The organism is Methylobacterium sp. J-092 (assembly GCF_022829325.1).
In the GTDB taxonomy this organism is placed as follows: Bacteria; Pseudomonadota; Alphaproteobacteria; order Rhizobiales; family Beijerinckiaceae; genus Methylobacterium.
Map to the genome: position 1 here is coordinate 54118 of NZ_JAKSXU010000055.1, position 23128 is coordinate 77245.

At 71.9% G+C, this 23128-nt stretch carries 18 protein-coding genes and 1 pseudogene; 11 read left to right on the plus strand and 8 right to left on the minus strand.

The window, feature by feature from the left end:
* Positions 1 to 10: 10 nt before the first annotated feature.
* Both MKK60_RS04670 and oxlT read right to left on the minus strand, forming a co-directional pair.
* Positions 11 to 661 carry a class II aldolase/adducin family protein gene (locus tag MKK60_RS04670; RefSeq protein WP_243984088.1) on the minus strand — a complete coding sequence of 217 codons (651 nt, stop codon included), beginning with the start codon at positions 659 to 661 and terminating at the stop codon, positions 11 to 13.
* Between the two features lie 104 nt (positions 662 to 765).
* Positions 766 to 2031: an oxalate/formate MFS antiporter gene (gene oxlT, locus MKK60_RS04675; protein WP_243933060.1), complete on the minus strand. Its 1266-nt coding sequence runs from the start codon at positions 2029 to 2031 to the stop codon at positions 766 to 768.
* A 656-nt stretch (positions 2032 to 2687) separates the two neighbouring features.
* Here oxlT and MKK60_RS04680 point away from each other — a divergent pair.
* The 3 genes and pseudogenes from MKK60_RS04680 to MKK60_RS28645 all read left to right on the plus strand — a co-directional run.
* Positions 2688 to 3380 carry a GntR family transcriptional regulator gene (locus MKK60_RS04680; RefSeq protein ID WP_147726394.1) on the plus strand — a complete coding sequence of 231 codons (693 nt, stop codon included), beginning with the start codon at positions 2688 to 2690 and terminating at the stop codon, positions 3378 to 3380.
* Between the two features lie 159 nt (positions 3381 to 3539).
* Entirely contained in the window at positions 3540 to 3689 is a 150-nt protein-coding gene (locus MKK60_RS04685; RefSeq protein WP_243984089.1) for a hypothetical protein, read from the plus strand.
* A 514-nt stretch (positions 3690 to 4203) separates the two neighbouring features.
* Positions 4204 to 4815, plus strand: a pseudogene (locus MKK60_RS28645) (HD-GYP domain-containing protein); the annotation flags it as partial.
* Here MKK60_RS28645 and MKK60_RS04695 read toward each other — a convergent pair.
* Positions 4736 to 6175 carry an MFS transporter gene (locus MKK60_RS04695; RefSeq protein WP_409567365.1) on the minus strand — a complete coding sequence of 480 codons (1440 nt, stop codon included), beginning with the start codon at positions 6173 to 6175 and terminating at the stop codon, positions 4736 to 4738. The pseudogene MKK60_RS28645 and the gene MKK60_RS04695 sit on opposite strands and share 80 nt — an antisense overlap.
* An 85-nt stretch (positions 6176 to 6260) precedes the next feature.
* Positions 6261 to 7319, minus strand: coding sequence for a helix-turn-helix domain-containing protein (locus MKK60_RS04700; RefSeq protein ID WP_243984090.1), 1059 nt, complete (start codon positions 7317 to 7319; stop codon positions 6261 to 6263).
* 275 nt (positions 7320 to 7594) lie between these two features.
* Between MKK60_RS04700 and MKK60_RS04705 the strand changes: the two genes are divergently transcribed.
* Together MKK60_RS04705 and MKK60_RS04710 are read left to right on the plus strand one after the other, a co-directional pair.
* Positions 7595 to 7810, plus strand: coding sequence for a hypothetical protein (locus tag MKK60_RS04705; RefSeq protein WP_147726397.1), 216 nt, complete (start codon positions 7595 to 7597; stop codon positions 7808 to 7810).
* Between the two features lie 124 nt (positions 7811 to 7934).
* Positions 7935 to 8438 carry a CAP domain-containing protein gene (locus MKK60_RS04710; RefSeq protein WP_243984091.1) on the plus strand — a complete coding sequence of 168 codons (504 nt, stop codon included), beginning with the start codon at positions 7935 to 7937 and terminating at the stop codon, positions 8436 to 8438.
* 7 nt (positions 8439 to 8445) lie between these two features.
* On the opposite strand, the gene MKK60_RS04715 is transcribed toward MKK60_RS04710, so the two are convergent.
* Positions 8446 to 9423 (minus strand): right-handed parallel beta-helix repeat-containing protein, encoded by a 978-nt coding sequence (locus MKK60_RS04715; protein WP_243984092.1) that lies wholly within the window; start codon positions 9421 to 9423, stop codon positions 8446 to 8448.
* A 163-nt stretch (positions 9424 to 9586) separates the two neighbouring features.
* Between MKK60_RS04715 and MKK60_RS04720 the strand changes: the two genes are divergently transcribed.
* On the plus strand, positions 9587 to 11719 hold the full coding sequence (locus tag MKK60_RS04720; protein WP_243984109.1) for an FUSC family protein: 2133 nt from the start codon (positions 9587 to 9589) through the stop codon (positions 11717 to 11719).
* A gap of 16 nt (positions 11720 to 11735) precedes the next feature.
* Here MKK60_RS04720 and MKK60_RS04725 read toward each other — a convergent pair whose 3' ends face one another.
* The gene (locus MKK60_RS04725; protein ID WP_243984093.1) at positions 11736 to 12866 is read right to left on the minus strand and encodes an alpha/beta hydrolase; all 1131 of its coding nucleotides are present in this window, start codon (positions 12864 to 12866) and stop codon (positions 11736 to 11738) included.
* Positions 12867 to 13086: 220 nt separating this feature from the next.
* On the opposite strand from MKK60_RS04725, the gene MKK60_RS04730 reads away from it, so the two are divergent.
* The gene (locus tag MKK60_RS04730; RefSeq protein WP_147858622.1) at positions 13087 to 14523 is read left to right on the plus strand and encodes a phospholipase D-like domain-containing protein; all 1437 of its coding nucleotides are present in this window, start codon (positions 13087 to 13089) and stop codon (positions 14521 to 14523) included.
* Here MKK60_RS04730 and MKK60_RS04735 read toward each other — a convergent pair.
* Positions 14456 to 15232, minus strand: a complete 777-nt coding sequence (locus MKK60_RS04735; protein WP_243984094.1) for an endonuclease/exonuclease/phosphatase family protein — start codon at positions 15230 to 15232, stop codon at positions 14456 to 14458. The two genes, MKK60_RS04730 and MKK60_RS04735, sit on opposite strands and share 68 nt — an antisense overlap.
* Positions 15233 to 15473: 241 nt before the next feature.
* Here MKK60_RS04735 and MKK60_RS04740 point away from each other — a divergent pair, with 241 nt between their 5' ends.
* Together MKK60_RS04740 and MKK60_RS04745 are read left to right on the plus strand one after the other, a co-directional pair.
* Positions 15474 to 16709: an exonuclease SbcCD subunit D gene (locus MKK60_RS04740; RefSeq protein ID WP_243984095.1), complete on the plus strand. Its 1236-nt coding sequence runs from the start codon at positions 15474 to 15476 to the stop codon at positions 16707 to 16709.
* A gap of 52 nt (positions 16710 to 16761) precedes the next feature.
* Positions 16762 to 20238, plus strand: a complete 3477-nt coding sequence (locus MKK60_RS04745; RefSeq protein ID WP_243984096.1) for an ATP-binding protein — start codon at positions 16762 to 16764, stop codon at positions 20236 to 20238.
* Positions 20239 to 20279: 41 nt separating this feature from the next.
* Here MKK60_RS04745 and MKK60_RS04750 read toward each other — a convergent pair whose 3' ends face one another.
* Positions 20280 to 21824, minus strand: a complete 1545-nt coding sequence (locus MKK60_RS04750; RefSeq protein WP_243984097.1) for a carboxypeptidase M32 — start codon at positions 21822 to 21824, stop codon at positions 20280 to 20282.
* A 325-nt stretch (positions 21825 to 22149) separates the two neighbouring features.
* Here MKK60_RS04750 and MKK60_RS04755 point away from each other — a divergent pair, with 325 nt between their 5' ends.
* Entirely contained in the window at positions 22150 to 22803 is a 654-nt protein-coding gene (locus MKK60_RS04755; RefSeq protein ID WP_243984110.1) for a DJ-1/PfpI family protein, read from the plus strand.
* 125 nt (positions 22804 to 22928) lie between these two features.
* Entirely contained in the window at positions 22929 to 23117 is a 189-nt protein-coding gene (locus MKK60_RS04760) for a hypothetical protein (RefSeq protein ID WP_147844081.1), read from the plus strand.
* The last annotated feature ends 11 nt before the right edge of the window (positions 23118 to 23128 follow it).

Below are 23128 nucleotides of genomic sequence, written 5' to 3' on the forward strand. Positions count from 1 at the left end.
GTCGATCGCGTCAGGCCGTCGGCCGAGGCCCGTAGCTCCTGAACTTCTCGATGTTGCGCGCGATCTCGTCGTCGGGCAGCACCACCGGCGTGCCGACCTGCAGCGCGATCGCGTATTGCCGACAAAGGGTCTCGATCTCGACCGCGAGCCACAACGCCTTGGCGAGGTCGGGGCCGGTGGCGATCATGCCGTGGTTGGCGAGCAGGCAGCCGTTGCGGTCCTCCAGCGCTTCGAGCGCCAGGCGCGAGAGCTCCTCGGTGCCGAAGGTGGCGTAGCCCGAGCAGCGGATCGTCGGGCCGCCCACGGCCGCGATCATGTAATGCACCGCCGGGATCGTCTGGCGGCACATGGCGAAGGCGGTGCCGTGGTCGGGATGCGCGTGCACCACCGCGTTCACCGCCGGCTTGTCCTGCAGGATGTCGCGATGGAAGCGCCATTCCGAGGACGGGCTCAGGGGATGGTTGAAGCTGCCGTCCATGCGGAGGAAGACCACGTCCTCCGGGGCCATCCGCCCGCTCGGGATGCCCGACGGCGTGATCAGCAGGCCGTCGCGCCAGCGCAGCGAGACGTTGCCCGAGGTTCCGCGGTTGAGGCCCTGCGCATCGAGGCCGCGCGCGGCCTCCACCACCGACGCCCGCGTCCTGGTCTCGTCGGCGTCCATCCGCAATCCTCCGGTTCCCCTCCCCCCGATATGCGCGAAGGCCCGGCACCGTAAAGACGGTGCCGGGCCTCGTCGCGTTCGGACCTGTCGGTGGGGTGGTGCCCTCAGGCGGCCACGACCCCGCGGGTGGTGGTGGCCTCGGGCGCGGCGAGCATCGCGTTGGCGACCACGCGCTTGCGCCAGGGCTTCAGCACCGCGATCGCGAGGATCGAGGCCAGGATGTTGGCGCCGGCGGCCATCAGGAACACGCCGTCCCAGCTGCCGGAGCTCTGCTGCAGGTAGTTCGCCGCCGGCACCAGCAGGGCCGCCGTGCCCTTGGCGGTATAGAGCAGGCCGGCATTGGTTGCCGCGAACTTCGAGCCGAAGGTGTCGGTGCAGGTCGAGGGGAAGAGCGAGTAGATCTCGCCCCAGGCGAAGAACACGAAGCCCGAGAGCAGCACGAACCACAGCGGATCGTGGCCCCAGAGGTAGAGCATGTAGATGCCGAACCCTTCCATTGCGAAGGCGATGAACATCGTGTTCTCGCGGCCGATCTTGTCCGAGACCCAGCCGAAGAACGGCCGCGTCAGCCCGTTGAGCACCCGGTCGATGGTCGCGGCGAAGGTGATCGCCACCATGGTCACGCCGAGGATCGTCACCGGGATCTTGTCGACGCCGATGTCGGCGGCGATCGGCTTCAGGTTGGCGGTGATCATCAGGCCGCCGGCGCCGACGATGACGAACATGAAGTACATCAGCCAGAAGATCGGCTGCCTCGCGACCTCGCCGGGCGCGTAGTTGCGCCGGGTCTGGATCACGTTGGCGTTCACGGCGGCCTCCGGCACCTGGCCCTTCTTCGGCGAGACCAGGAAGAACGCCAGCAGGCAGACGACGAGGCCCTGGCCGAGGCCGAACCACAGGAAGGCGGCCTGGAAACCGTTCTCGGCGATCATCCACTGGATCGGGGCGACGGTGAAGGCCGAGCCGGCGCCGAAGCCCGCGGCGGTGATGCCCGCGGCCAGGCCCCGCTTGTCCGGGAACCACTTGAGCGCGCTGCCGACGCAGGTGCCGTAGACCGCGCCCGCGCCGATGCCGGCGATGACCTGGCCGAGATAGAACATGTTGAGCGAGGTGGCGTAGGAGTTGATCACCCAGCCGATCCCGCAGAGCAGGCCGCCGAACAGCACGACCACGCGCGGGCCGTACTTGTCGACGAACCAGCCCTCGACCGGCACCAGCCAGGTCTCGAACAGCACGAACAGCGTGAACGCCCACTGGATGGCGGCGCGGTCGAAGCCGAACTTCTTCTGGATGTCGGGCACGAAGAACGTCCAGCCGTACTGGAGGTTCGCGATCATCACCATGCAGATCACGCCCAGCGCGAGCTGCATCCATCGATATCCGTCAGACACCCGTCCGATCGCCGGCCGTTCTTCGTGCATCATGTCATCCTCCCAGAGGTCTCGCGTAAGGCCGGTTGTCCGGCACGTGGCGTGTCGTCTGCGTTGACCGCAGCGTCGTCGTGTGGCGGCCGGCGTCCGAGCCGGCCGTCAGACGGCGCGCCATGGAACGCCGACGCCCTTCAATCCTCGATGTCGTCGCGCGAACACCGTCGTTCACGCGCGAACCGCAATGTCGGCATGATCCTGATGCCGCGTTCCGGCTTCCGATGCAGCTTCAATTGCACGGCTCATCTCGGAAAAACTTTTGGCACCGCAACAAGAAAAAGTCAGCGCCTCAGCCGGCCGATCTCTGGTCTACGGTATGCCAGAAATATCGTGCGTCATCCTCGCGGAACCTGTCAACGAGAGTGGAATAAAAATACAGAAATTTCGCCGGGATTACCGAGAAGGATCGGACGTGCACGCGGTCGGGCGGTGCTTTGACGATCCTGACGCCGAGCCGCCTTGGTCCCGCCCACGACGCGCCGAGCGGTGCCTGTGTGGAGCGCACGGGTGCCATCTAGGCTGGCGCCGAGGTTTGGGTTACTTCGGCGGTCGGTCGCGCGTCGAACACAAACCGAAGAACGCGGACCGACGGGTACGGCATGTCGAACTCCGAGTCGCTCAGCATCAAGCCGATCGTGGTCAGTTCGAGCCTGCGGACCTTGGCCTACGAGGCGTTGAAGACGTTCATCACCAACATGGACATCTACGGGCGCCCCGACGAGGTCCGTCTCGACGAGCGCAAGCTGTCGCAGGATCTGGGCGTCAGCCGGACGCCGGTGCGCGAGGCGCTGACGGTGCTGGAGCAGGAGGGCTTCGTCCGCTCCGAGGCCCGGCGCGGCGTGTTCGTGATCAAGAAGACCAAGAAAGAGATCGTCGGGATGATCCATGCCTGGGCGGCGCTCGAGAGCATGGCCGCCCGGCTCGCCTGCACCCGCGCCTCGGACGCCGAGCTGCGCTCGCTGCGCGAGGCCTTCCCCGAATTCTACGACGGCCGCCCGGCCGAGCACATCGACGAGTACTCCGACGCCAACATTCGCTTCCATCAGAAGATCATCTCGCTCGGGCAATGCGCGATGATCTCGGAGCTGTCGAGCAACCTGCTGATGCACGTGCGCGGCATCCGCAACACCGCCCTGCGCCAGGGCGACCGGGCGGAGAAGTCGATTCGCGAGCACGTCGCGATCATCGACGCGCTGGAAGCGCGCGACGTCGAGCTCGCCGAGCGGCTGGTTCGCGACCACGGCATCGGCCTCGCCGACCACGTCGACGCCTACGGCGCCTATCTCGACTGACCTCAAGGATCGTTCGGAAGCTCCGAGCCGGATCGGCGGAACATATCGGCCGAGCCTGAGCGCATGCGTGATTCGCATATTTGGCATGTGGCGTTTGGTATACCAGAATGCAGCGCAGCATGAGATCTATTGCGTCGCAACACGCAACCGGATCCCGCCATGCTGACCTCGTTCCTCGCCGTCTTCGCCGCCCTCGCCAGCGTGCAGGTGCTGCTCGTCGTGAAGCTCGCCGATTTCCTCACCGACGGCGCCGAGGCGCGCGGCGCCCGCGCGATCGCCGCCGACGTCCACGGCGCGACGGTCGCCTGAATCGACGACGGGCGCATCCCGTGCGCCGGCGACCTGCGCACTCTGCCCGCTTACGGACGAGGTGAACGCCGACGCCGAATCGGGCATTAGCGTGGCGTCGCCGAAATATCCGGAAACGGTTCACTCACGAAGTTCGGTTTATCGTCAACGAAGCGTTGACGACGACAACCGAGGATTTCCGGCATTGGCTCAGGGCGCCCAGTTCCCGGCCGCGGAGGACGCCTTCGTCCTCCTGATCACCGATCATGCCGACCTGCGGCGCCCGCTTGCGCGCGGGATCGATCTGGTGATGCCGTGCCGCACGGCGGCCGCCTGGCCGCTCGGCGGCGGACGCCCCGCCCTGGTGGTGCTCGATCTCGCACCGCCGATCGCCGACGCCATCCTCGCCGAGACCCCCTGGATCCCGACGCTGGTGCTGCGCCGCGGCGGCCCGCAGCGTCCCTCCTCCTCGCCGATCGTGAGAAGCCTGCCCGCGACGGCCGCGCGCGAGACGATCCTCGCCGGCGTCTTCGCGATGATCGAGGTCGGGGCGAACCGGACGCGGCGTCTCGAGGCGCGCAGCGCGGCCGCCACCGGGATCGTCACGGAGATCTTCGATTCGGCGGCGCTCGGAGCCGGGTTCCAGCAGGCCGAGATCGACCGCGGCACCGACCTCGTCCTCGCGGCGGTGTCCGAGGCCGGGATCGGCGACTGGCTCGCCACCGTCTGGCGGCACGATGCCGGCGTCTACCAGCATACGCTCGGCGTGGCCGGCTACGCCGCGGCGTTCGGCGCGCTGGTCGGCCTGTCGCGTGCCGACCAGCATCGCCTCACCAAGGCCGCGCTGCTGCACGACATCGGCAAGGCGCGCATCCCGGTCGAGATCCTGAACAAGCCCGGCCGGCTGACGCCGGAGGAGATGCGCCTGATGCGGCGGCACCCGGAGATCGGCGCCGGGCTGCTGGTCGCGCAGGGCGGTTTCGAGCCGGAGATCGTCGAGGTGGTGCGCCACCATCACGAGAAGATGGACGGCACCGGATATCCGGCCGGCCTGCAGGACGGCGCGATCACCGATCTCGTGCGCATCGTCGCGATCTGCGACGTGTTCTCGGCGCTGACGGAGCGCAGGACCTACCGCGATCCGATCGCGGCGCCCGAGGCGCTGGCGACGATGGACAGGATGAAGGGCCATCTCGACGGCGCGCTGATGCGGGCCTTCGCGCCCGTGGCGCTCGGCCGGGCGATGGCCGCCGCCTGATCAGGCCCGCCGGCGCCGCCGGCCGGCCCCGCCGCGCCGCCATCAGGGCGAAGACGACGCCGAGGCTTCCGACCACCGCGTACAGCGCGACGAACGCCCGCCCGATCCCGTCGGTGCCGAACACCCGGTCGTTCAGGAGGCCGAGCAGCGCCGGTCCCGCACCCAGAGCCACGAGGGTCACGAAGGCGATGAACACGCCACTGACCCGGCCCCGCAACGCGACCGGCGTCAGGAACTGGATGCCGGCCAACCCCGGGGGGCTGCAGAAGCCGAGGGCGACGACGAGGGCGGCGAACCCCGCCAGGGACGGCCCGAGGCCCGGCGCCAGAGCCATCGTCGCGGTGGCGGGGAGCGCGAAGAGGAGGCCGAGGCCCAGCATCAGCGGCGCGGCCCGCGGATTGGTGCGCCGGACCCGGTCGAGCACGATCCCGCCGACGACGTGCCCGATCGGTGCGGTGACCAGAACCACGAGACCGAGGACCAGGCCGCTCTCGGCCGGCGTGACGCCGTGGGTGCGCACGTAGAAGGTCGGCGCCCAAGCCGTCAGCGTCTGGCCCATCGGGATCGCGGCGGTCGCCGCCGCGGCATGCGGCAGGTAGGCGCCGCGCCGGCGGATCATCCATCCGACGACGCGCGACCATTTCGGGCGGGCGACCGGCACGACGGGCTGCGAAGGTTCGGCGATGCGCCAGATAAGGGCCAACAGCACGAGGTTCGGCAGGGCCGCCAGCACGAACAGGGCCTGCCAGGGTGCCAGCGTGCCGAACCCGGGGATCGCGATCCCGGCGCGTCCCGAGAGCCAGCCGAGGGTCGCGCCGCCGACGAGGAAGGCGAGACTTCGCCCGAGCGTCCCGCCGGCGGTCAGGAGCGAGATGCCGCGCCCGAGCTGCGCGCGCTCGATCCTGACCGCCAGGAGGGACAGGGCCGCCGGGGTGATCCCCGACTGCCCGAGCCCAAGGAGCAGGCGGCTCGCGAACAGCGCGGCGAAGGAACCGGACAGCCCGCAGGCGATCGTCGCGATCGTCCAGGTGACGAGGGATGCCAGCAGTACCAGCCGCCGGTGCCCGCGATCGGCGATCGCGCCGAACCCGGGCAGCGCCCCTGCGTAGAGCAGCGCGAAGGCGGAGCCCTGAAGCAGGCCGATCTCGGCGTCGCTCAGCATCAGGTCGTGCTTGAGCGGCGTAGCGATGACCGTGATCAGGAAGCGGTCGCTGAAGGCGAAGAGCTGCGTCGAGGCCAGGAGCAGCATCAGCGGCCGGCCCGAACGTCCTGCGCTGCGATCCGCGGTGGGCAAGGGGGCGGGCGAACGGACGGATCTGTGCGGGACGCCCGGATCAGTAGAGTTCACAAAGCCACGCGGCGAGCTGCGACCGGTCTTCGGCGATCCTCGCCCGGGAGGCGCGCGCCCGCTGCAGATCGGCACGGAACTGGCCCGGCGGTTGCCCGAATGCCGCGTGAAACGCGCGGTTGCAATGACTTTCGCTGCCGAAGCCGCAGGCGAAGGCCAGGGCCGCGATCGAGCGGGTCTCGGTCGGCCGCCTCAGGCAGGCGCGCAGGCTCTCGAGCCGCCGAAGCCGCAGGACGTTCGCGACGCCGCCCTCGCCCGAGAACGAGCGATACAGGATGCTGCGGGAGACGCCGATCCCGCGCGCGATCGTCTCGGCGTCGAGGGCCGGGTCCGACAGGCGCGCGGCGATGAAGGCCTCGGCGCGCTCGCGCCTGAGACGCATCGACTGCTCGTCCATGTCCGCGTCGAGGCCGGCGACCGACCGGTCGCCCAGCGCCCCCGCCAACAGCATCGCGAGCGCACGCCCCGCCCCGGCCGCGGCCTGCGGGTCGACCGCGGCACCCCTGCGCGCGAGCGAGACCATCAGGTCCGCGAGCAATCCGGCGGATGCTTCCGGAAGCACCGCGCGGTGGAAGGCACGGAACGCACGCAGCGGACCCTCGACCTGATCGCGCGCGAGCGCGATGGTGACGACATGCGCGTGCTCGGCCCGGCTCGATTGCGGTCGCGTCGTATCGAACAGCAGGATCTCGCCCGGCGCGACCCGCCCCTCGTCGCCGGGCACACCGCCCCACAGCGTGCCGGCGAGCAGGAGATGGAGGTTGACGTGATCGAAGCCGTCGCGGCGCACCCGCGTCGCGTCGCGGCTGTGCACCAAGCCGTGCAGGAACCGATCGAACACCACCATGCGCGGGAAGCGATGGGCCTGGAAGCGGGCGTAGAACCGCTCGCCCGCCAAGGCCACGTTGGAGCCGTGGGCATACAGATCGTGATAGGCGCCGAACCCGTCGGGGGCGTCAGGCTCCTGCGCAGCGAAGGTGAAGGATTGCAGCGTCACGGTTCGGCCGGCGATGACGTTCGACGCGCGGGCCGACTCCTTGTTCATTATTCATCGTGCGAAGGCGCATGCAAGCTGCGGCCGAGCCGCGGCCATGCGGGAACGAGAATTGATCGTCCCCGATCGACAGCGCCGAATACCGGGTGATCGCGTCCGTCACGGGCCGGCAAGGTGCCGAGCCGCCCGCGTCGCGCCGGCGCCGGCCTGCGGGACTCCAGGCAGGCTGAGCCCCGGGGTGCGTTGGATCGGCGCATCGACGGCCACCGTCACGGTGCTAGCGTCGTCGCCGCGCGCCGTAGGGCAGCGGCTCTCGGAGGATCGCGATGACCGGCGTGTTCTTTCTGTACTTCACCGCGTGCATGGCGAGCGCTCCCGAGACCTGCGAGGCGCGCCGCATGCCGCTCGACGTCGCCACGCCGCGCGCCTGCCAGCACGTCGCGCAACCGCAGCTCGCCCGCTGGGTCGGCGAGCATCCGGAATACCGGATCACCGGCTGGCGCTGCGGGGCGCCGCTGCGCGATCCCGGCACACGGATCTGAGGCTGGGCGTGGCGTCGCGGGCACAGGCGTCCGCCCTTGCGTCGTGCGGGCGTCCGCGCGCCCCGGTTTCGCCGCATCGGCCGGGCCAAGGCGACGGCCCGTCCCGCCAGCGAACCCTTTTCCGATGACCAACCGCGCCAGCCGCCACCGCAACGCCTTCGCCGGCCTGGGCCTCCTCGCCCTCGCGCTCTCCGCCTGCGGGACGCCGACGATCCTCGAGAGTCCGGGCCCGGTGAGCCCCGTGATCCTCGACGAGACCGCTGCCGCCGCCGCGATCTCGCGCTACCGGGCGCAGCACGGGCTCGGACCGGTGACGGTCGACGCGGGGCTGGTCACGGCGGCGGCGTTCCAGGCCGGCAACAACGCCCGCACCGGCCAGCTCAGCCACGAGGCCGGCGGCAGCTTCACGTCGCGGATGGCGTCGGCCGGGCTCGGCCGCACCTGGTCGGCCGAGAACCTCAGCGCCGGCTCCGAGACCTTCGATCAGGTGCTGGCCCGCTGGAAGGCCTCGCCCGAGCACAACAAGAACATGCTGATCCCGCAGATCCGCCGGATCGGCATCGCCCGCGTCGACGCGCCCGGCACCCGCTACAAGCGCTTCTGGGCGCTCGTGATGGCCGGCGGCTGAGGCCGGATCACTCGCTCGTGTTCGGCTCGACGACGTTGCCGGTGCCGCCGTCGGCATCGTCGCGGCTGCTGCCGAACGGGTAGCCGGCATCCTGGCCGCAATAGAGCCGCCATCCGCCGCGGGAATTGACGACGATCGCCGTCGACCCGAACAGGCCGCCGCCGCCGGTGAAGACGTTGCCGGTGATCACGTTGTCCGACGGGCTCTGGTGGCGGACCGTGCCGCCCTCCCCGCAATTGCGGTAGAGCCGCACGCCGCCCTGCCCGTGCTGGGCGATGCGGTTTCCGGTGATGCGGTTGCGCGCCGAGCCGTCGACGGCGATGGCCTCGCGCCCGATCGCGACGTCGATGGTGTTGTCGGCGATCACATTGTCCGCGCTCTCGGCGTCGAGGTAGATCGCGTCCGCGCCCGAGTTCCCGTTCAGGGTCGATCCCTGGAGGGTGAAACGGGTGACCCCGGGGGCGAGGTAGATCGGGATGTGCCCGAGCGCGGTGATCGTCGAATCGCGGATCGCGACCTCTGTCGGCGCGGCGGCCTGTGCCCGCTCGGTATGGCCGAGGCTGTGCGAGGACGCCTTTACCGCGAGCCCCTGGCCGTTGAGGCCCATGCCCCAGACGCGAATGTGGCCAAGGATGCGGCAGTTGCGCAGGGTCACGCCGCTCGGCCGCGACCAGATCCCCCCCGCTCCGGTCGGCGCGCGCGAGCGGATCTCGACCGCGAGCTCCGCGAGCGTCGGCGCCGGCTCGGCCCGGCCGATCGTCGCGCCGCCGCAGTCGATCTCCGTGCCCGAGGCCTCCGCCCCCTCGATCACGACCCGGCGCAGGACGTGGTCGCCGGGGCTCAAGCCGATCGAACACGCGAGGCTGACGGTCTCGTCGCCGGGGCTCGGAGGCGACAGCAGGCGGGCGCGCGTCGCGGCATCGCAGGGCCGGGCGGATGCAGGTTCGACGAGGGCGGGCGGGGCCGGCGGCAGGCTGACGATCATCGCCGGGAGATGACGGGCGACGACGGCATTTTCAGGATAAGGCCGCGCAGGTCCGAGATGCCGGCCCCGGCGGTTCCGCTCGCGGGCGAAGGGTTCTAGACCTCCGGTGCGCCGAGGTCCGATCCGGCGCTGGAGCCGAAGGTTGGCAGACCCCGTCCCGAGCATGCCGAAGCAGACCGCGAAGCGGACGGTCGTGCGCCTGCGCCGCCGCCGGGTCGCGGGCGGGCGCGGAAGCCTCGGCCGGCCCGGCTCCGACCTGACGCGGCTGCCGGTGGCCCTCGACCCGCGGGGCCTGAGCCTCGTCGAGGGCGTGCGCGCGGCCTTCGCCTTCGCGATCGTGCTGCTGGCCAACGAATGGATCCAGTGGCCGCCGCTCCTGACGATGGCGCTCGCGGCCAACCTCACCTGCTTCTGCGACACCGGCGGCCCGATCCGCATCCGCCTGCGCGTGCTCACCGCCTTCTCGGTGCTCGGCGCCGTGATCTGGGGCGTGTTCGGGCTGGTCCAGCCCTTCGGCCCGCTCGTGGTCGTGCCGGCCGCCTGCGCGGTGATCTTCGCCTGCGCCTACGCCCGCGTCTGGAGCGTGCAGGCCCAGGCCGCGGGCAACGTGCTCGTGGTGGTGCTCTGCATCGCCATGGACCGGCCCTTGAGCCCGCAGGAAGCCGCGATCATCGCCGCGATGTTCCTCGCGGGCGGGCTGTGGGCGACCGTGCTGGCGCTGGTGCTGTGGCGGCTGCACCCCTACCGCGCGGCCCATCGCGCCATCGCCGAGGTCTGGCACGCGCTCGCGCGGCTGACCGGCGATCTCGAGAAGCTCGCGGCCGCGCCCGAGACGGTGGCCGCCGCCTTCGACGGCCATGCCCGCGCCCACCGCCGCGGCGTCCGCGCCGGCATCGAATCCGCACGTGCGCTCCTCCTCGACCTCGCGCGCTCCCGCGAGCGCGTCTCCGAGCGCACGGCGCAGGCGCTGCTGCGCCTGGAGACGGCCGAGCAGCTGTTCTCCGGCCTGATCGGCATCGCCGAGCTGATCGAGAGCGCGCCCGAGCCGCACCGGCGCGCCGCCGCCAAGCTGTTCCTGCGGCGCCTGCGCCCGCTGCTGATCGCCATCGCCCGGGCGATCCGCGACGACGTCGACCTCGACCTGCCGCGCCTGGAGCCGGCGATCGCCCGCGCCACGGAAGGGCTGGAGGCGACGCCGATCCTCGCGCGCCTGGCCGAGCGCATCATCGAGCGCGTCCGGATCGGGGCCAAGCTCTCGACGCCGGAGGGCTACCGCCCCGGCGGGGCGCTCTCCGACGGCGGCAGCCTCGACTGGCGCACGCGGTTCTTCGGGCCGCTGCGCACCAACTTCACCCTCGCCTCGGCCAACCTCCGCCACGCGGTGCGCGCCAGCGCGGTCTGCGCCCCGGCGCTCGCGGCGACGCTGATCTGGGCCGGCCCGTTCTCGCATTGGCTGGTGATGACCGTGGTCCTCACCATACAGCCGTTCTACTCGGCGACGTGGCAGCGGGCGCTGGAGCGGATCGGCGGCACCGTGCTCGGCGGCCTCGTCGGCGCGCTGCTGGCGCAGGTGGCGACGACGCCGCTGATGCAGATCGCGCTGATCCTGCCGTTGAGCATCGTCGGCTTCGCCGCGCGGCAGGTCAGCTACGGCGTCTTCGTCGCCTGCCTGACCCCGCTGATCGTGCTGCTGATCGAGGTGATCACGCCCGGCCATTCCTCCTGGGAGGTGGTCGGCATGCGTGCGCTGTTCACCATCCTCGGCGGGCTGATCGCCGTGGTCAGCTGCCTGCTGCTGTGGCCGATCTGGGAGCCGGACCAAGTCCGCAAGGAACTGCGCCGCGCGCTCGCGAGCCATGCCGCCTTCGCGGAAGCCGCCTTCGCGGAGACGCCGCTTTCGGAGCGCGAGGCGAAGCTCTCGACCTGTGCCCGGAGCGCCGGCCTCGCGCTCAACGACCTCGAAGCCGCCCTGTCGCGCGCCCTGCAGCAGCCGCGCGCCGGTCACCACCCGGAGGTCGAGGCGGCGATGGTCGCCGACGCCACGCTCCGGCGGATCAGCGCCCGCCTCACCGTGCTCCGCCATGCCGGCGCGCCGGCGGGCGCGGAGGACGGCCCGTGGAAGGCCTGGATCGCGGCGACGCTCGCGGCGCTGGCCGAGCACCGCTATCCGTTGCCGGACCGCCCCGATGAGGCGCGCAGCCCGCAGCTACAGCGCCTCGTCGCCCAGGTCGACCTGCTCACCGGCACCCTGCGGCCGGGGCAGGTGCGGGAGACGCCGGTGGGCGCGGCCGCATGACCCGCACCCGACCGGCTCAGTTCAGCGCCTGCGGCTCGGCCTCCTGAAGGAAGGCTGCGACCTCGCGGAAGAACTGCATGCGGTTCTTCTCCATCATCACCGTATGCGTGCCCTCGCCGAGCTCGACGAAGCGCTTGTAGGGGGCGTTCGTCAGCTGGGTGAAGTATTCCTGCGCCTGGTAGCTCGGCAGGTCGGCGTCCCATTCCGCGTGGATGATCAGGGTCGGGACGCGAATCTCGCCCGGATCGTAGAGCGGCTTTCCCGCCTGCCAGTAGGCCTGCGAGTCGGCGACGACGCCGTTCGGCGCGCGCAGCACCGGCGGCGACGAGGCCGCGCCGGCCGCGTCGGTGGCCCAGGTCGCATCCGCCCATTGCTCGAACCAGCCCGCCGGGATCAGGTCGGCGCGCTTGTCCCCGGCGACGCCCTTGAGCCAGCGGTCCCGGGCGCTGTCGCGGGTGACGGTGCGGTAGGCGCCGAGCGGCCCGGAGGTGCCGAGGTTCGGCGGCGCCTTGGCGATCCATTGCGGCGCGTAGAGCACGAGGCGGTTGACCCGGTCGTTGTGGGTCGTGGTGTAGAGCCCCATGGTCGAGGTGCCCCAGGACCATCCCATCAGGTCGAGTTTTTCGACGCCGCGCCGCTTCAAGATGAAGTCGACGGCGACGCCCACGGCCTTCGCCGCGTCGGCGGTGCGCATGAAGGGCGGGTTGTCCGCGGCCGGCCGGTCCATCTGCTTCGGGCGGCTCGAGAACCCGTAGCCGGGCAGGTCCACGAGGTAGACGTCGAAGCCGAGCCCGGCCAGGTAGTCCATCATCGACAGGCCGGCGAGCGGCAGGTCGAACGCCGTCGAGGCCGGGTAGGTCGCCCCGTGGACGTAGAGCAGGATCCGGTCGGCGGCGAAGCGCGCCTGCCCCGCCGGGTGCTTGTTGCGGACGTAGAGCTCGATCCCGTCCTCGCCCGTCGGCACGCGGAACTCCTCGCGCACGATGGCGGGTGCCGCCGGCTCGCGCGCCAAGGCCGGCGTCGCCGCCAGACCGAGGCCGAGGGCGGCGAGGCCGCGGAAGACGTCCCGGCGCGGCACGGCGCCGAGGTCCGGGTCCGCCGCGTTTCGGCCTTCGGCCGGCGGTTTCTGCTTCGATGGTGCGGGCATCGTTCTCTCCCATGCGGATCTGGCGTCCGATGCAGGAGATGAATCATTCCCGCGGCGCCCAGGCAACGGAGATCGCAGCGCAGCGCGGACGATCATCGGCGATCGTCGCCCGACGATCGGCCATCCCTATCGCGCTCACGGAAAAAACACGCTGCCGCGTCCGCGCGCATCGCGCCGTTTCCCGTATATCGGCGCGGGACATCGAGAGCGGACACGACCTTTGGAAGACGCGTTGATCCGGTGGCTGCAGTCCACCGCACATCTGAGGGCCGACGTCGCGGCCGTGATCGGCACCGTGCTGGCGCTCGGCGTCACCCTGCACGCGCTGCTGCGCAAGCGCCGGGTCAGCGTCGCGGTCGGCTGGATCGGGCTCGCCTGGCTGTCGCCGGTGTTCGGGACGTCCCTGTACCTGCTGTTCGGGATCAACCGGGTCGAGCGCCGCGCGCGCAAGTTCCAGTCGAAGCCCTCCGCGGCGCCCGGCGCGCCGAGCACCGAGGACGCCATCGTCCCCGAGGTGATGTGGCCGCTGGACAGGGCGGTGCGCCGCATCTCCGGCCTGCCGGCGCTGGCCGGCAACACGATCCGCCTGTTCCGCAACGGCGATGCGGCCTATCCGGCGATGCTGGCGGCGATCGGCGCGGCGCGAACCAGCATCGCCCTGTCCAGCTACATCTTCCGCGACGATCCCACCGGACGGACCTTCTGCGCGGCGTTGAAGGAAGCGCAGGACCGCGGCGTCGCGGTGCGGGTGATCATCGACGGCATCGGCGGCGGCTACTTCCGCGCCGCGGCCTTCCGGCGCCTGCGGGCCGCGGGCGTGCCGGCCGCCCTGTTCATGCATTCGGGCCTGCCCTGGCGCATGCCGTTCCTGAACCTGCGCACCCACAAGAAGCTGCTGATCCTCGACGGGCGCGAGGCCTTCACCGGCGGCCTCAACATCTCGCAGCCGAACCGCCTGCGGACGCGCCCGGACCACCCGATCCGCGACACCCATTTCCACGTCGCCGGCCCGGTGGTCGAGCAGCTGATGCTGGCCTTCTCGGCCGATTGGGCCTTCGCCGACGGCGGTGCGCTCGAAGGGCCGGACTGGTTCCCCGACCTCCAACCGGTCGGGCAATCGATCGCGCGGGTCGTCGTCTCCGGGCCCGACGCGGACGTCGAGAAGATCGAGTTCGTGATCCTGCAGGCGCTGGCCTGCGCGCGCAGCTCGGTCCGCGTCGTCACCCCCTACTTCCTGCCGGACGAGGTGGTGATGAACGCCCTCATCCTCGCCAGCCAGCGCGGGATCACGGTGGACATCGTCATCCCGCGGATCAGCGACCATCACTTCATCGATTGGGCGACGCGGGCGCACATCGCGCCGCTGCTGCGCAACGGCGTGCGGATCTGGCTCGACGAGCCGCCCTTCGACCATTCCAAGGCGACGGTGGTGGACGGGGCCTGGTGCTTCGTCGGCAGCGCGAACTGGGACATGCGCAGCTTCCGGCTGAACTTCGAGCTCAACGTCGAGATCCACGACGCGGATCTCGCCGCGCAGCTCGAGAGCTTCATCCGCGCCAAGATGGAGACGCCGTTGACCCTGGACGCGATCAACGCGCGGGTCTTACCCGTCCGTTTGCGCGACGCAGGCGTGCGACTGCTGCTGCCATACCTCTGAAGCGCAGGCGCGGCGCCTCGCCGGGCGGGGCCGGGCTGAGATGGACGACGATCGGGCGGTGGTCTGAGGGCCCGCGCGGCAGCACCGCGTGCTCGCGGCAGACGAGGCCGCGCACCAGGCAGCGGTCGAGGCGCAGCGGCACCATCTCGACCATCGCGTGCGTCGGCCGGCGCGGGCCGACGTCGCGGAATCCCGGCACCAGCGCCGGCCCGACGATGTTGTAGTCGCCGAGGATCGCCGAGCGCTCCGGCAGCATCCCGACGATCCGGCGCAGCTGGCGCCGGTTCAGCATCTGGCCGTGCGACAGGTGCACGTTGGCCACGCCGAAATCGCCGAAATCGAGCACCTGGCAGACCCGGTGTACGACCGCGCCGGACGGCAGCTTGACGACGGTCGGCGTCTTCGCCCACGGGGTCGGGCACCACATCGCCAAGCCGTGGATGCGCCCCGGCAGCGGCACCCAGGCATAGGATCCGCCGACGCGGTCGGTGATCCCGGCGATCTCGCGGGTCGCCTCCTGCATCAGCAGCAGGTCCGGCCGTTCCTGCTCGATCAGGGCGACGACGTCCTCGACCGCCGCGCCCGTGCGCCGCAGCAGGTTCCAGCTGACGACCTTGCGCGACACCGCCGCGGCATCCGCCTGGCGGATCGGCGCCGGCGCGACCGAGTCGAGGCCGAGGGACGCCGGGGAAACCTGGATCGTTGCCATGCGGGCCGTTCGTGCTCCTGACGGCGCTCGCCTGACAGCCCCGGGCAGGCGCGAGACCGGGACGGGGTGCGGGGGTATCACGCCCGCGTCCCAACGCGCGACCGATGATCCCGTTGCCCTGTTGACGCAACCACCCTCGACCCTTGAGCCTCGCGGCGCGAGCGCCCAGAACCCATCTCGATCCGTTCGGACCTGCCGCGGGGCAGCGCTCCGGATCCCGAGGACCCAGATCACGGGGACCATGACGCGTTTCACGTTCATCCACGCCGCCGACCTGCATCTCGGCAGCCCGCTCGCCGGGCTCTCGGCGCGGAACGCCGAGATCGCCCAGCGCTTCGCCTCCGCCGGCAGGCGCGCGTTCGAGGACCTGGTCGGCCATGCGATCGAGGCGCGCGTCGCGTTCCTGATCGTCGCCGGCGACGTCTACGACGGCGACTGGGCCGACCACTCGATCGGCCTGTTCTTCGCCCGCCAGGTCGCGCGGCTCGACCGGGCCGGCATCCCGGTGGTGCTGGTGCGCGGCAACCACGACGCCGAGAGCGTGATCACCAAGGCGATCACCCTGCCGGACGCGGTGCGCACCTTCTCGACAAAGAAGCCCGAGACCCTTCGCCTCGACCACCTGAAGGTCGCGCTTCACGGGCAGAGCTTTTCCAACCGGGCGGTCGACGAGAACCTGTCGCTGGCCTATCCGGCCGCCGTGCCGGGCTGGTTCAACGTCGGCGTGCTGCACACCTCCTGCACCGGGCACGCCCAGCACGCGACCTACGCGCCCTGCTCCGTCGCCGACCTGCGCGCGCGCGGCTACGACTACTGGGCGCTCGGCCACATCCACGAATATGCCGAGCTGTCGCAGGATCCCTGGATCCTGTTCCCGGGCAACCTCCAGGGTCGCAGCATCCGTGAATGCGGCCCCAAGGGCGCCGTCGTGGTGGAGGTCGGCGACGGGCAGGTCACGGCGGTGCGACGCCTGATCGTCGATCATGCGCGCTTCCACAGCCTCACGGTGGCGGTCGACGCGGCCGAGAGCGAGAGCGAGGCGGTGGCCCTGGTCGAGGCGGCTCTGCGCCCGCTCGCGGCGTTGGCCGAGGGCCGCCTGCTCGCGGTCCGCGTGCACCTCACCGGCGTCACCGCCGCCCACGACCGGCTCGCCGCCGACCGCGAGAACCTCACCGCCGAGATCCAGGCCGCCGCCGACCGCGTCCACGAGGACATCTGGCTGGAGAAGCTGAGGATCGACACAGCCCGCCCGAGCAGCGGCCCGCGGGAGAACGTCGTCGACGCCATCGACCCGGCGACGCTCCTCGCCGAGATCGACCACGACCCGGAGTTTCGCGCGCGCGCGACCGCCGCGCTCGCCGAGATCGCCGCCAAGATGCCGGCGGCCGAGGACGGCGACCTCGCCGCCGATCTCGATACCCTCTGCGCCGAGGCCGAAGCGATGATCCTCGGCCGCCTGACCAAGCGCGCATGCTGAGCCGCGCGATTTCACCGGACGCTCGCCGAAGCCCGGCGGTGCGGAGACACCCATGCGCCTGCTGAGCCTCGACCTCGAACGCTACGGCCCCTTCACCGGCCGCCGGGTCGACTTCCGCGCCGATGCGCGCCTGCACGTCGTCCTCGGCGCCAACGAGGCGGGAAAATCCTCGGCGCTCGCCGCGGTGACCGACCTGCTCTTCGGCATCGGGACACGGACCGCCTACGCCTTCCTTCATGAGATGCCGCAGCTGCGGATCGGCGCCGAGATCGGCAGCGCCGACGGACGGACGCTCTGCTTCCGCCGCCGCAAGGGCAACCGCAACACCCTGGTCGACGCCGACGACGCGCCCCTGCCGGAGACCGTGCTCGCGCCCTTCCTCGGCGGCCTGACCCGCGAGGTGTTCTGCCGCGCCTTCGGCCTCGACGCGAACAGCCTGCGCGAGGGTGCCAGGGAGATGCTGCTCGCCGAGGGCGAGCTCGGCGCCAGCCTGTTCGCGGCGGCCTCGGGCCTGCGCGGCTACAGCGACCTTCAGAAGAGCCTCGAGGCCGAGTCCGACCGGATCTACGGGCCGCGCAAGCGCCAGGACCGCAGCTTCTACCAGGCGTTCGACCGCTACGAGGACGCCCGGAAGGCGATCCGCGACACCGGCCTGCGCGCCGGAGACTGGCGCGACCTCAACGACAGCATCGCCACGGCCGGGAACGCGCTCGACGCGATCAAGGCCGAGCGGATGCGGATCGCGGCCGAGCAGGCGCGCCTCACCCGCCTCCGGCGCGTCGGCCCGCTGCTCGCCGAGATCGACGGGCTCGCGGCGCGGGACGACGCCGAACCGGGGCTGGTCGAGGTTCCCGACGCCTGGGTCGACCGCCTCGGAGAGGCCTGCGCCGCGTTGCGCGCCCGGCAGGCGGACGCCGCGCGCATCGATGCGGCGGCGGACGCGGCCCGGGCGGCCTTCGCCGCCGTCGCCGTCGATGCCGGGCTCGTCGGGCGCGCCGAGGAGATCCTGGAAGGTTTTCGCGGGATCGACCGCTTCGACAAGAACGGGGTCGACCTGCCCCGCATCCAGGGCGAGGCGGACCAGTTCGACGCCGAGCTCGCCCGGCTCGCCGTGCGGGTCGGCCTCCCCGACGTGGAGGCGCTGACGCGGCGCCAGCCCTCGGACGCCGTCCGCGCCCGGGTCGAAACCCTGATCCGCGATGGGCAGGAGGACGCCGCCGCCATCGCCCGGCTGGAGCGCGACCTCGCCGCGGCGCGTACCGAGCACGAGGGCCTGCTGCGCGACGTGGCCGAAGGCGGCACGCCGGTCGATCCGACCCCCTTCCGCGAGACGTTACGCCCGCTGGCGGCGATCCGCGGCGTGATCGCCGAGCGCGACGCCCTCGATGCCACGGTGCGGCGGGCCGAGCAGGTGCTGCGCGGGCAGGCGGCCCGTCTGTCGCCACCGGTGGCCGACGTCGCGGCCCTCGCCGCCGCGCCGCTGCCGACGGTCGAGACGGTGGCGCGCTTCCGGGCCTTGCTCGACGGCAAGGAGCGCGAGCGCGTGCTGGCGGTCGAGCGCCGCGACGCCGCCCGGCGCCAGGTCGCGACGCGGCGGGGGCGCCTGCGCGAGCGCGAGGCCGGCCGGCCGATCGCGACGCTCTCCGACCTGTCTGCGCTTCGGGCCGAGCGCGACGCCGCCTTCGCGCCACTCCGCGAAGCCCTGAGCGAGGGGGTCCGGCAAGCGCCGGGGAATATCGCCGCCTACGAGCGCCTGGCGCAGGCCGCAGACCGGCTCGCCGACGATCTCGCCGCCGACGCCGCCCGCGTCGCGGAGCACGCCGCCGACCGGCTGCGCCTCGACGCCGAGCTCGTCGAGGCCGAGGCCGCCGACGAGATCCTGAGGGAGATCGAAGCCGAGGTCGCGGAAGGCCATGCCGCCTGGGTCGACCTGTGGCGCCCCGCCGGCATCGCGCCCTCGACCCCGGCGGAGATGACGGCGTGGCTCGGTGAGGCCGAGACCCTGATCGAGGGCAAGGGCGATCTCGACGAGCGGCACATCGATCGCGCGCTCCGCACCGAGCGGATCGAGGCGGCACGGGCGCCGTTGCTGGATCTTGCCGAAAGGATGGGACTGACCGACCTCGCCGGCCTCGACATCGGCCTGATCCTCGGCCGCCTGGAAGAGCGCGTTGCGGCGATCGCGTCGCGATGGGAGGCGACCCGCGAGGCGAACGCGCGGATCGGCGCCGCCGCGATCGGCATCGCGCGGTCCACGACGGCGCTCGCCGACGCGAAGGCGAAGCGGGCGGCCTGGCGCAATGCCTGGGACGACGCGGTGCGGGCGATCGGGCTCGACGGCGCGGCCGGGACCGAGATGGCGACGAGCGCCCTCGCCGCCTGGCAGGCGGTGCCGAACGCGCTCGCCGAGCGCGAGAACCGCCGCGCGCGCGTCGCCGGCATCCGCCGCGACATGGAGGCCTACCACGCCGCCGTCACGCCGCTGATCGCGGCGCTCGCCCCCGACCTCGCCCACATCCAGCCGAGCGCCGCGATCCGCAGCCTGCAGACGCGGCTGCAGGAGGCGCAGGCGAGCGAGACCCGCCGGCGCGAGCTCGCGAAGCGGCGCGACGAGGCGGAGCGGGAGGCCGGAGCGGCGATGCGCGCGCGCGACGACGCGCTCGGCCATCTCGCGGGTCTTCTGGCCGACACGGTGCCGGACCTCGGCGCCGACGCGCAGGACGCGGTCGAGGCGCTGCACGGCCGCCTCGTCGCCCGGCGCGCGTTGCGGGCGGAAGCGCTCGCGCGGCGCGTCGAGCTGGCACGCGCCGCAGACGGCGTTCCCGAAGACGCGCTGCGTGCCGACCTCGCCGCCATCGACGCCGATGCGATCGAGGCGCGGCTGCGCAGCCTGGCGATGGAGGACGAGGACCTCGACCAGCGCGGCAAGACGGCCTTCGCCGAGCGCGATCGCAGCGAGCGCCGGCGCGAGGCGCTGGAGGGCGGGACCGGGGCCGAGCTGGCATTGGCGCAGAAAAAGGCGGCCGAGGCCGAGCTTCACGCGAGCGCCCGGCAATGGGCCGTGCTCAAGCTCGCGAGCCTGATGCTCGGCACCGCCATCGCCCGCCAGCGGACGGGGCAGCAGGACCCGCTGCTGACCCGGGCCGGCGCGATCATGGCGGCCCTGACGGGGGGCGGGTTCTCCGGCCTCGCGCAGGATTACGACGAGGCCGACAAGGCGCTGATCGTCGCCCGCCGCGCCGGTGGCGAGACCGTCCACGTCCAGGGCCTCAGCGAGGGCACCCGCGACCAGCTCTACCTCGCGCTGCGGCTGGCCTACCTGGAGGATTACGCCGGCAAGTCCGAGCCGGCGCCCTTCATCGGCGACGACCTGTTCTCGACCTTCGACGACGCGCGGACCGGCCACGGCCTCGAAGCGCTCGCTGCGATCGGCGGCACCGTGCAGCCGATCCTGTTCACCCACCACCGCCACGTCGCCGACCTCGCGCAGGCGCGTCTCGGCTCGGCGGTGGACATCATCCCGCTCTAGAGCATCTTCTGTGATCCCTGGATCAGGGAAGATGCTCCATCTTATTGTGAGATCGCGTTTCCTTCACGCGAGCCGGAATCCACCTCGCTTGAAAATGCTCTAGCCGATCCGTAGCGCGTTTCGAGGTGGGCGAGGTAGGCCTCGGTTCCGAGCGGGCGGCCGGTCGCCTGCTCGAGCAGCGCATCGGTGGGCAGGCGGCTGCCTTGCTCGTGGACGTGGCGGCGCAGCCAGCCGCGCAGCGGCGCGAAATCGCCCGTCGCGAGGCCCGGCAGGATCCCCGGCTCGTCGCGCTTGGCCGCGGCGAAGAGCTGGGCGGCGGCCATCGCGCCGAGCGTGTAGGTCGGGAAGTAGCCCCAGGCGCCGCTCGGCCAGTGGATGTCCTGCAGGCAGCCGAGGCGGTCGTTCGGAACTTCGAGCCCGAGCAGGTTGCGCATGCCGTCGTTGAACGCGCCCGGCAGGTCGGCCACTGCGAGGTCGCCGGCGATGAGGGCCGATTCGAGGTCGTAGCGGAGCAGGACGTGCGCCGGGTAGGTCGCCTCGTCGGCGTCGACACGGATGAAGCCGGGCTCGACCCGGGTGTGCAGGCGGTGAAGGTTCTCGGGCGTGAAGGCGGCCCCGTCGCGCCCGAATTCCGTACGGACCAGGGGCGCCAGGAACGCGAAGAATTCGCGGCTGCGGCAGGCCTGCATCTCGACGATGAGCGATTGGCTCTCGTGCAGGCTCATGCCGCGGGCCTTGCCGACCGGCTGGTTGCGCCACGCGGCCGGGCGGCCCTGCTCATAGAGCGCGTGGCCGGTCTCGTGCAGCACCCCCATCAGCGCACGCCCGAAATCGGCGGCGTCGTAGCGCGTGGTGATCCGCACGTCGTCGGTGGCGCCCCCGCAGAACGGGTGCAGGCTGATGTCGAGGCGCCCGCGCGCGAAGTCGAAGCCGAGCGCACGCATCAAGGCCAGCCCGATCCGCCGCTGCGCCTCAACCGGGAACGGGCCGTCGAGCGGCAGCGGCGCGGGCTCGCGCGCCTGCCGCTCGCGTGCCTCGGCCACCAGCCCGGGAAGCCGGGTGCGCAGATCGGCGAAGAGCGGATCGATGGTCGCGCGCCGCATGCCCGGATCGTACTCGTCGAGCAGCGCGTCGTAGGTGCCGAGCCCGAGGGCCGCCCCCTTGATCGCCCCGATCTCGCGCTGGAGTCGCAGCACCTCGGCCAAGTGCGGCAGCAGCATCCTGAAATCCGACTGCGCGCGGGCCTCGCGCCAGACCATCTCCGCCTTCGAGATCGCCCGCGAGCTCGCCTCGACGAGGTCGCCCGGCACCGCCGCGGCATGGGCGTGGAGGCGGCGCATCTCGGCGAGGTTCGCAGCCCGCCACGGGTCGAGGGCGGTCTCGTCGGCAGCCGACAGCGCGTCGGCGGCCTCGGGCGCCGTCAGGATCTCGTGGGCGATGCCGCGCAGGACCGCGAGCTGGTCGGCGCGGCCGTCGGCGGCACCGTCCGGCATCAGGGTCTGCGAGTCCCAGCCGAGGATGCCGGCGGCGGCGCCGATCGCGTCGAGGCGGGCGAAGCGGCGTTCGAGGCTGGAATAGACGTTCACGATGCGAAGGCCCCGCGGTGACGATCCGGCCGCGAACGGCCGGGATGGGTGCTCTCGTCATAGGCGGCCGTCGGCGCTGCGAACACCCCGACCGGGGCCGAAGACGCTCGCGAGCCCATATCGGCGAGCCCGACCGCGCCTTCCGAGCCGAAAACCCCATATGGTCGCGATGCGCCGCAGGCGTCGCCGACACCGGAGCCGTTTCGTGGATCGCCGCGCCTTCGTCGCCGCAGCCCTGGCCTGCACTGGCCTCGTCGGAGGATCGGCGGCAAGCACCGCGCCCGAACCCGCGGCGATCCCGGACGGTCGCCCGGTGCGGATCGCCATGCTGCTGTTTCCGGGCATGACGGCGCTCGACGTCGTCGGGCCGCAGGAGATCCTCGCGGGCCTCGCACCGGGAAACCTGCATCTCGTCGCACGGGCGGCAGGTCCCGTGGCGAGCGACACCGGGCTCGCCCTCCTCGCCACCGCCGACTTCGAGACCTGCCCGCGCGACCTCGACGTGCTGTTCGTTCCCGGCGGGGACGGCACGCCCGACCAGATGCGCGACGCCGCGACCCTCGCCTTCCTGCGCGATCGCGCCGACCGGGGCGCCTGGATCGCCAGCGTCTGCACCGGGTCGCTGATCCTCGGGGCAGCGGGATTGCTCTCGGGGTACCGAGCGACCTCGCACTGGTGCGTGCGCGACGCCGTGCTGCCGCTGCTCGGCGCGGTGCCGGTCGACGAACGCGTGGTGTTCGATCGCAACCGCGCCACCGCGGCCGGCATCTCGGCCGGGCTCGATTTCGCCCTGGCGCTCGCGGCCAAGCTCCGCGGCGAGGCCTATGCCCGCACCAGCCAGCTCGTGGCGGAATACGCGCCGCGCCCGCCCTTCGATGCCGGAAGCCCGTCCGCGGCCGGCCCCGCGATCTCCCGCGCGGCGGACGCGATCCTCGCGCCGCTCGTCGCGGGCGCACTGGCTGCGAGCCGCAACCGGTGAACCGCCCCGCAGCGCACGCCTCCGTGAACGGGCGCGCCGGAACGGCAACCACGGGTAAGCATTCTGGCAGGTGAAGCCGTCGCGAGGCGACGGCCGCCATCCTGGACCACTACGCCGGACCTGCCATGATCCTCGGAATGATTGTCTCGGCCGTCATCGCGGCGCTCGGCCTGCTCGTGGCGCTCGGCCGGATCGGCCATCCGATCGACGGGCAGGTGCTCACCAATTTCGGCTGGAGCGGCGTGATCATCGGCGTCGCGCTGTTCGGCTTCTTCGCCTACCTGATGCGCGGGCGCCGACGCCCGGTGGCATGAGCCGTGACGGT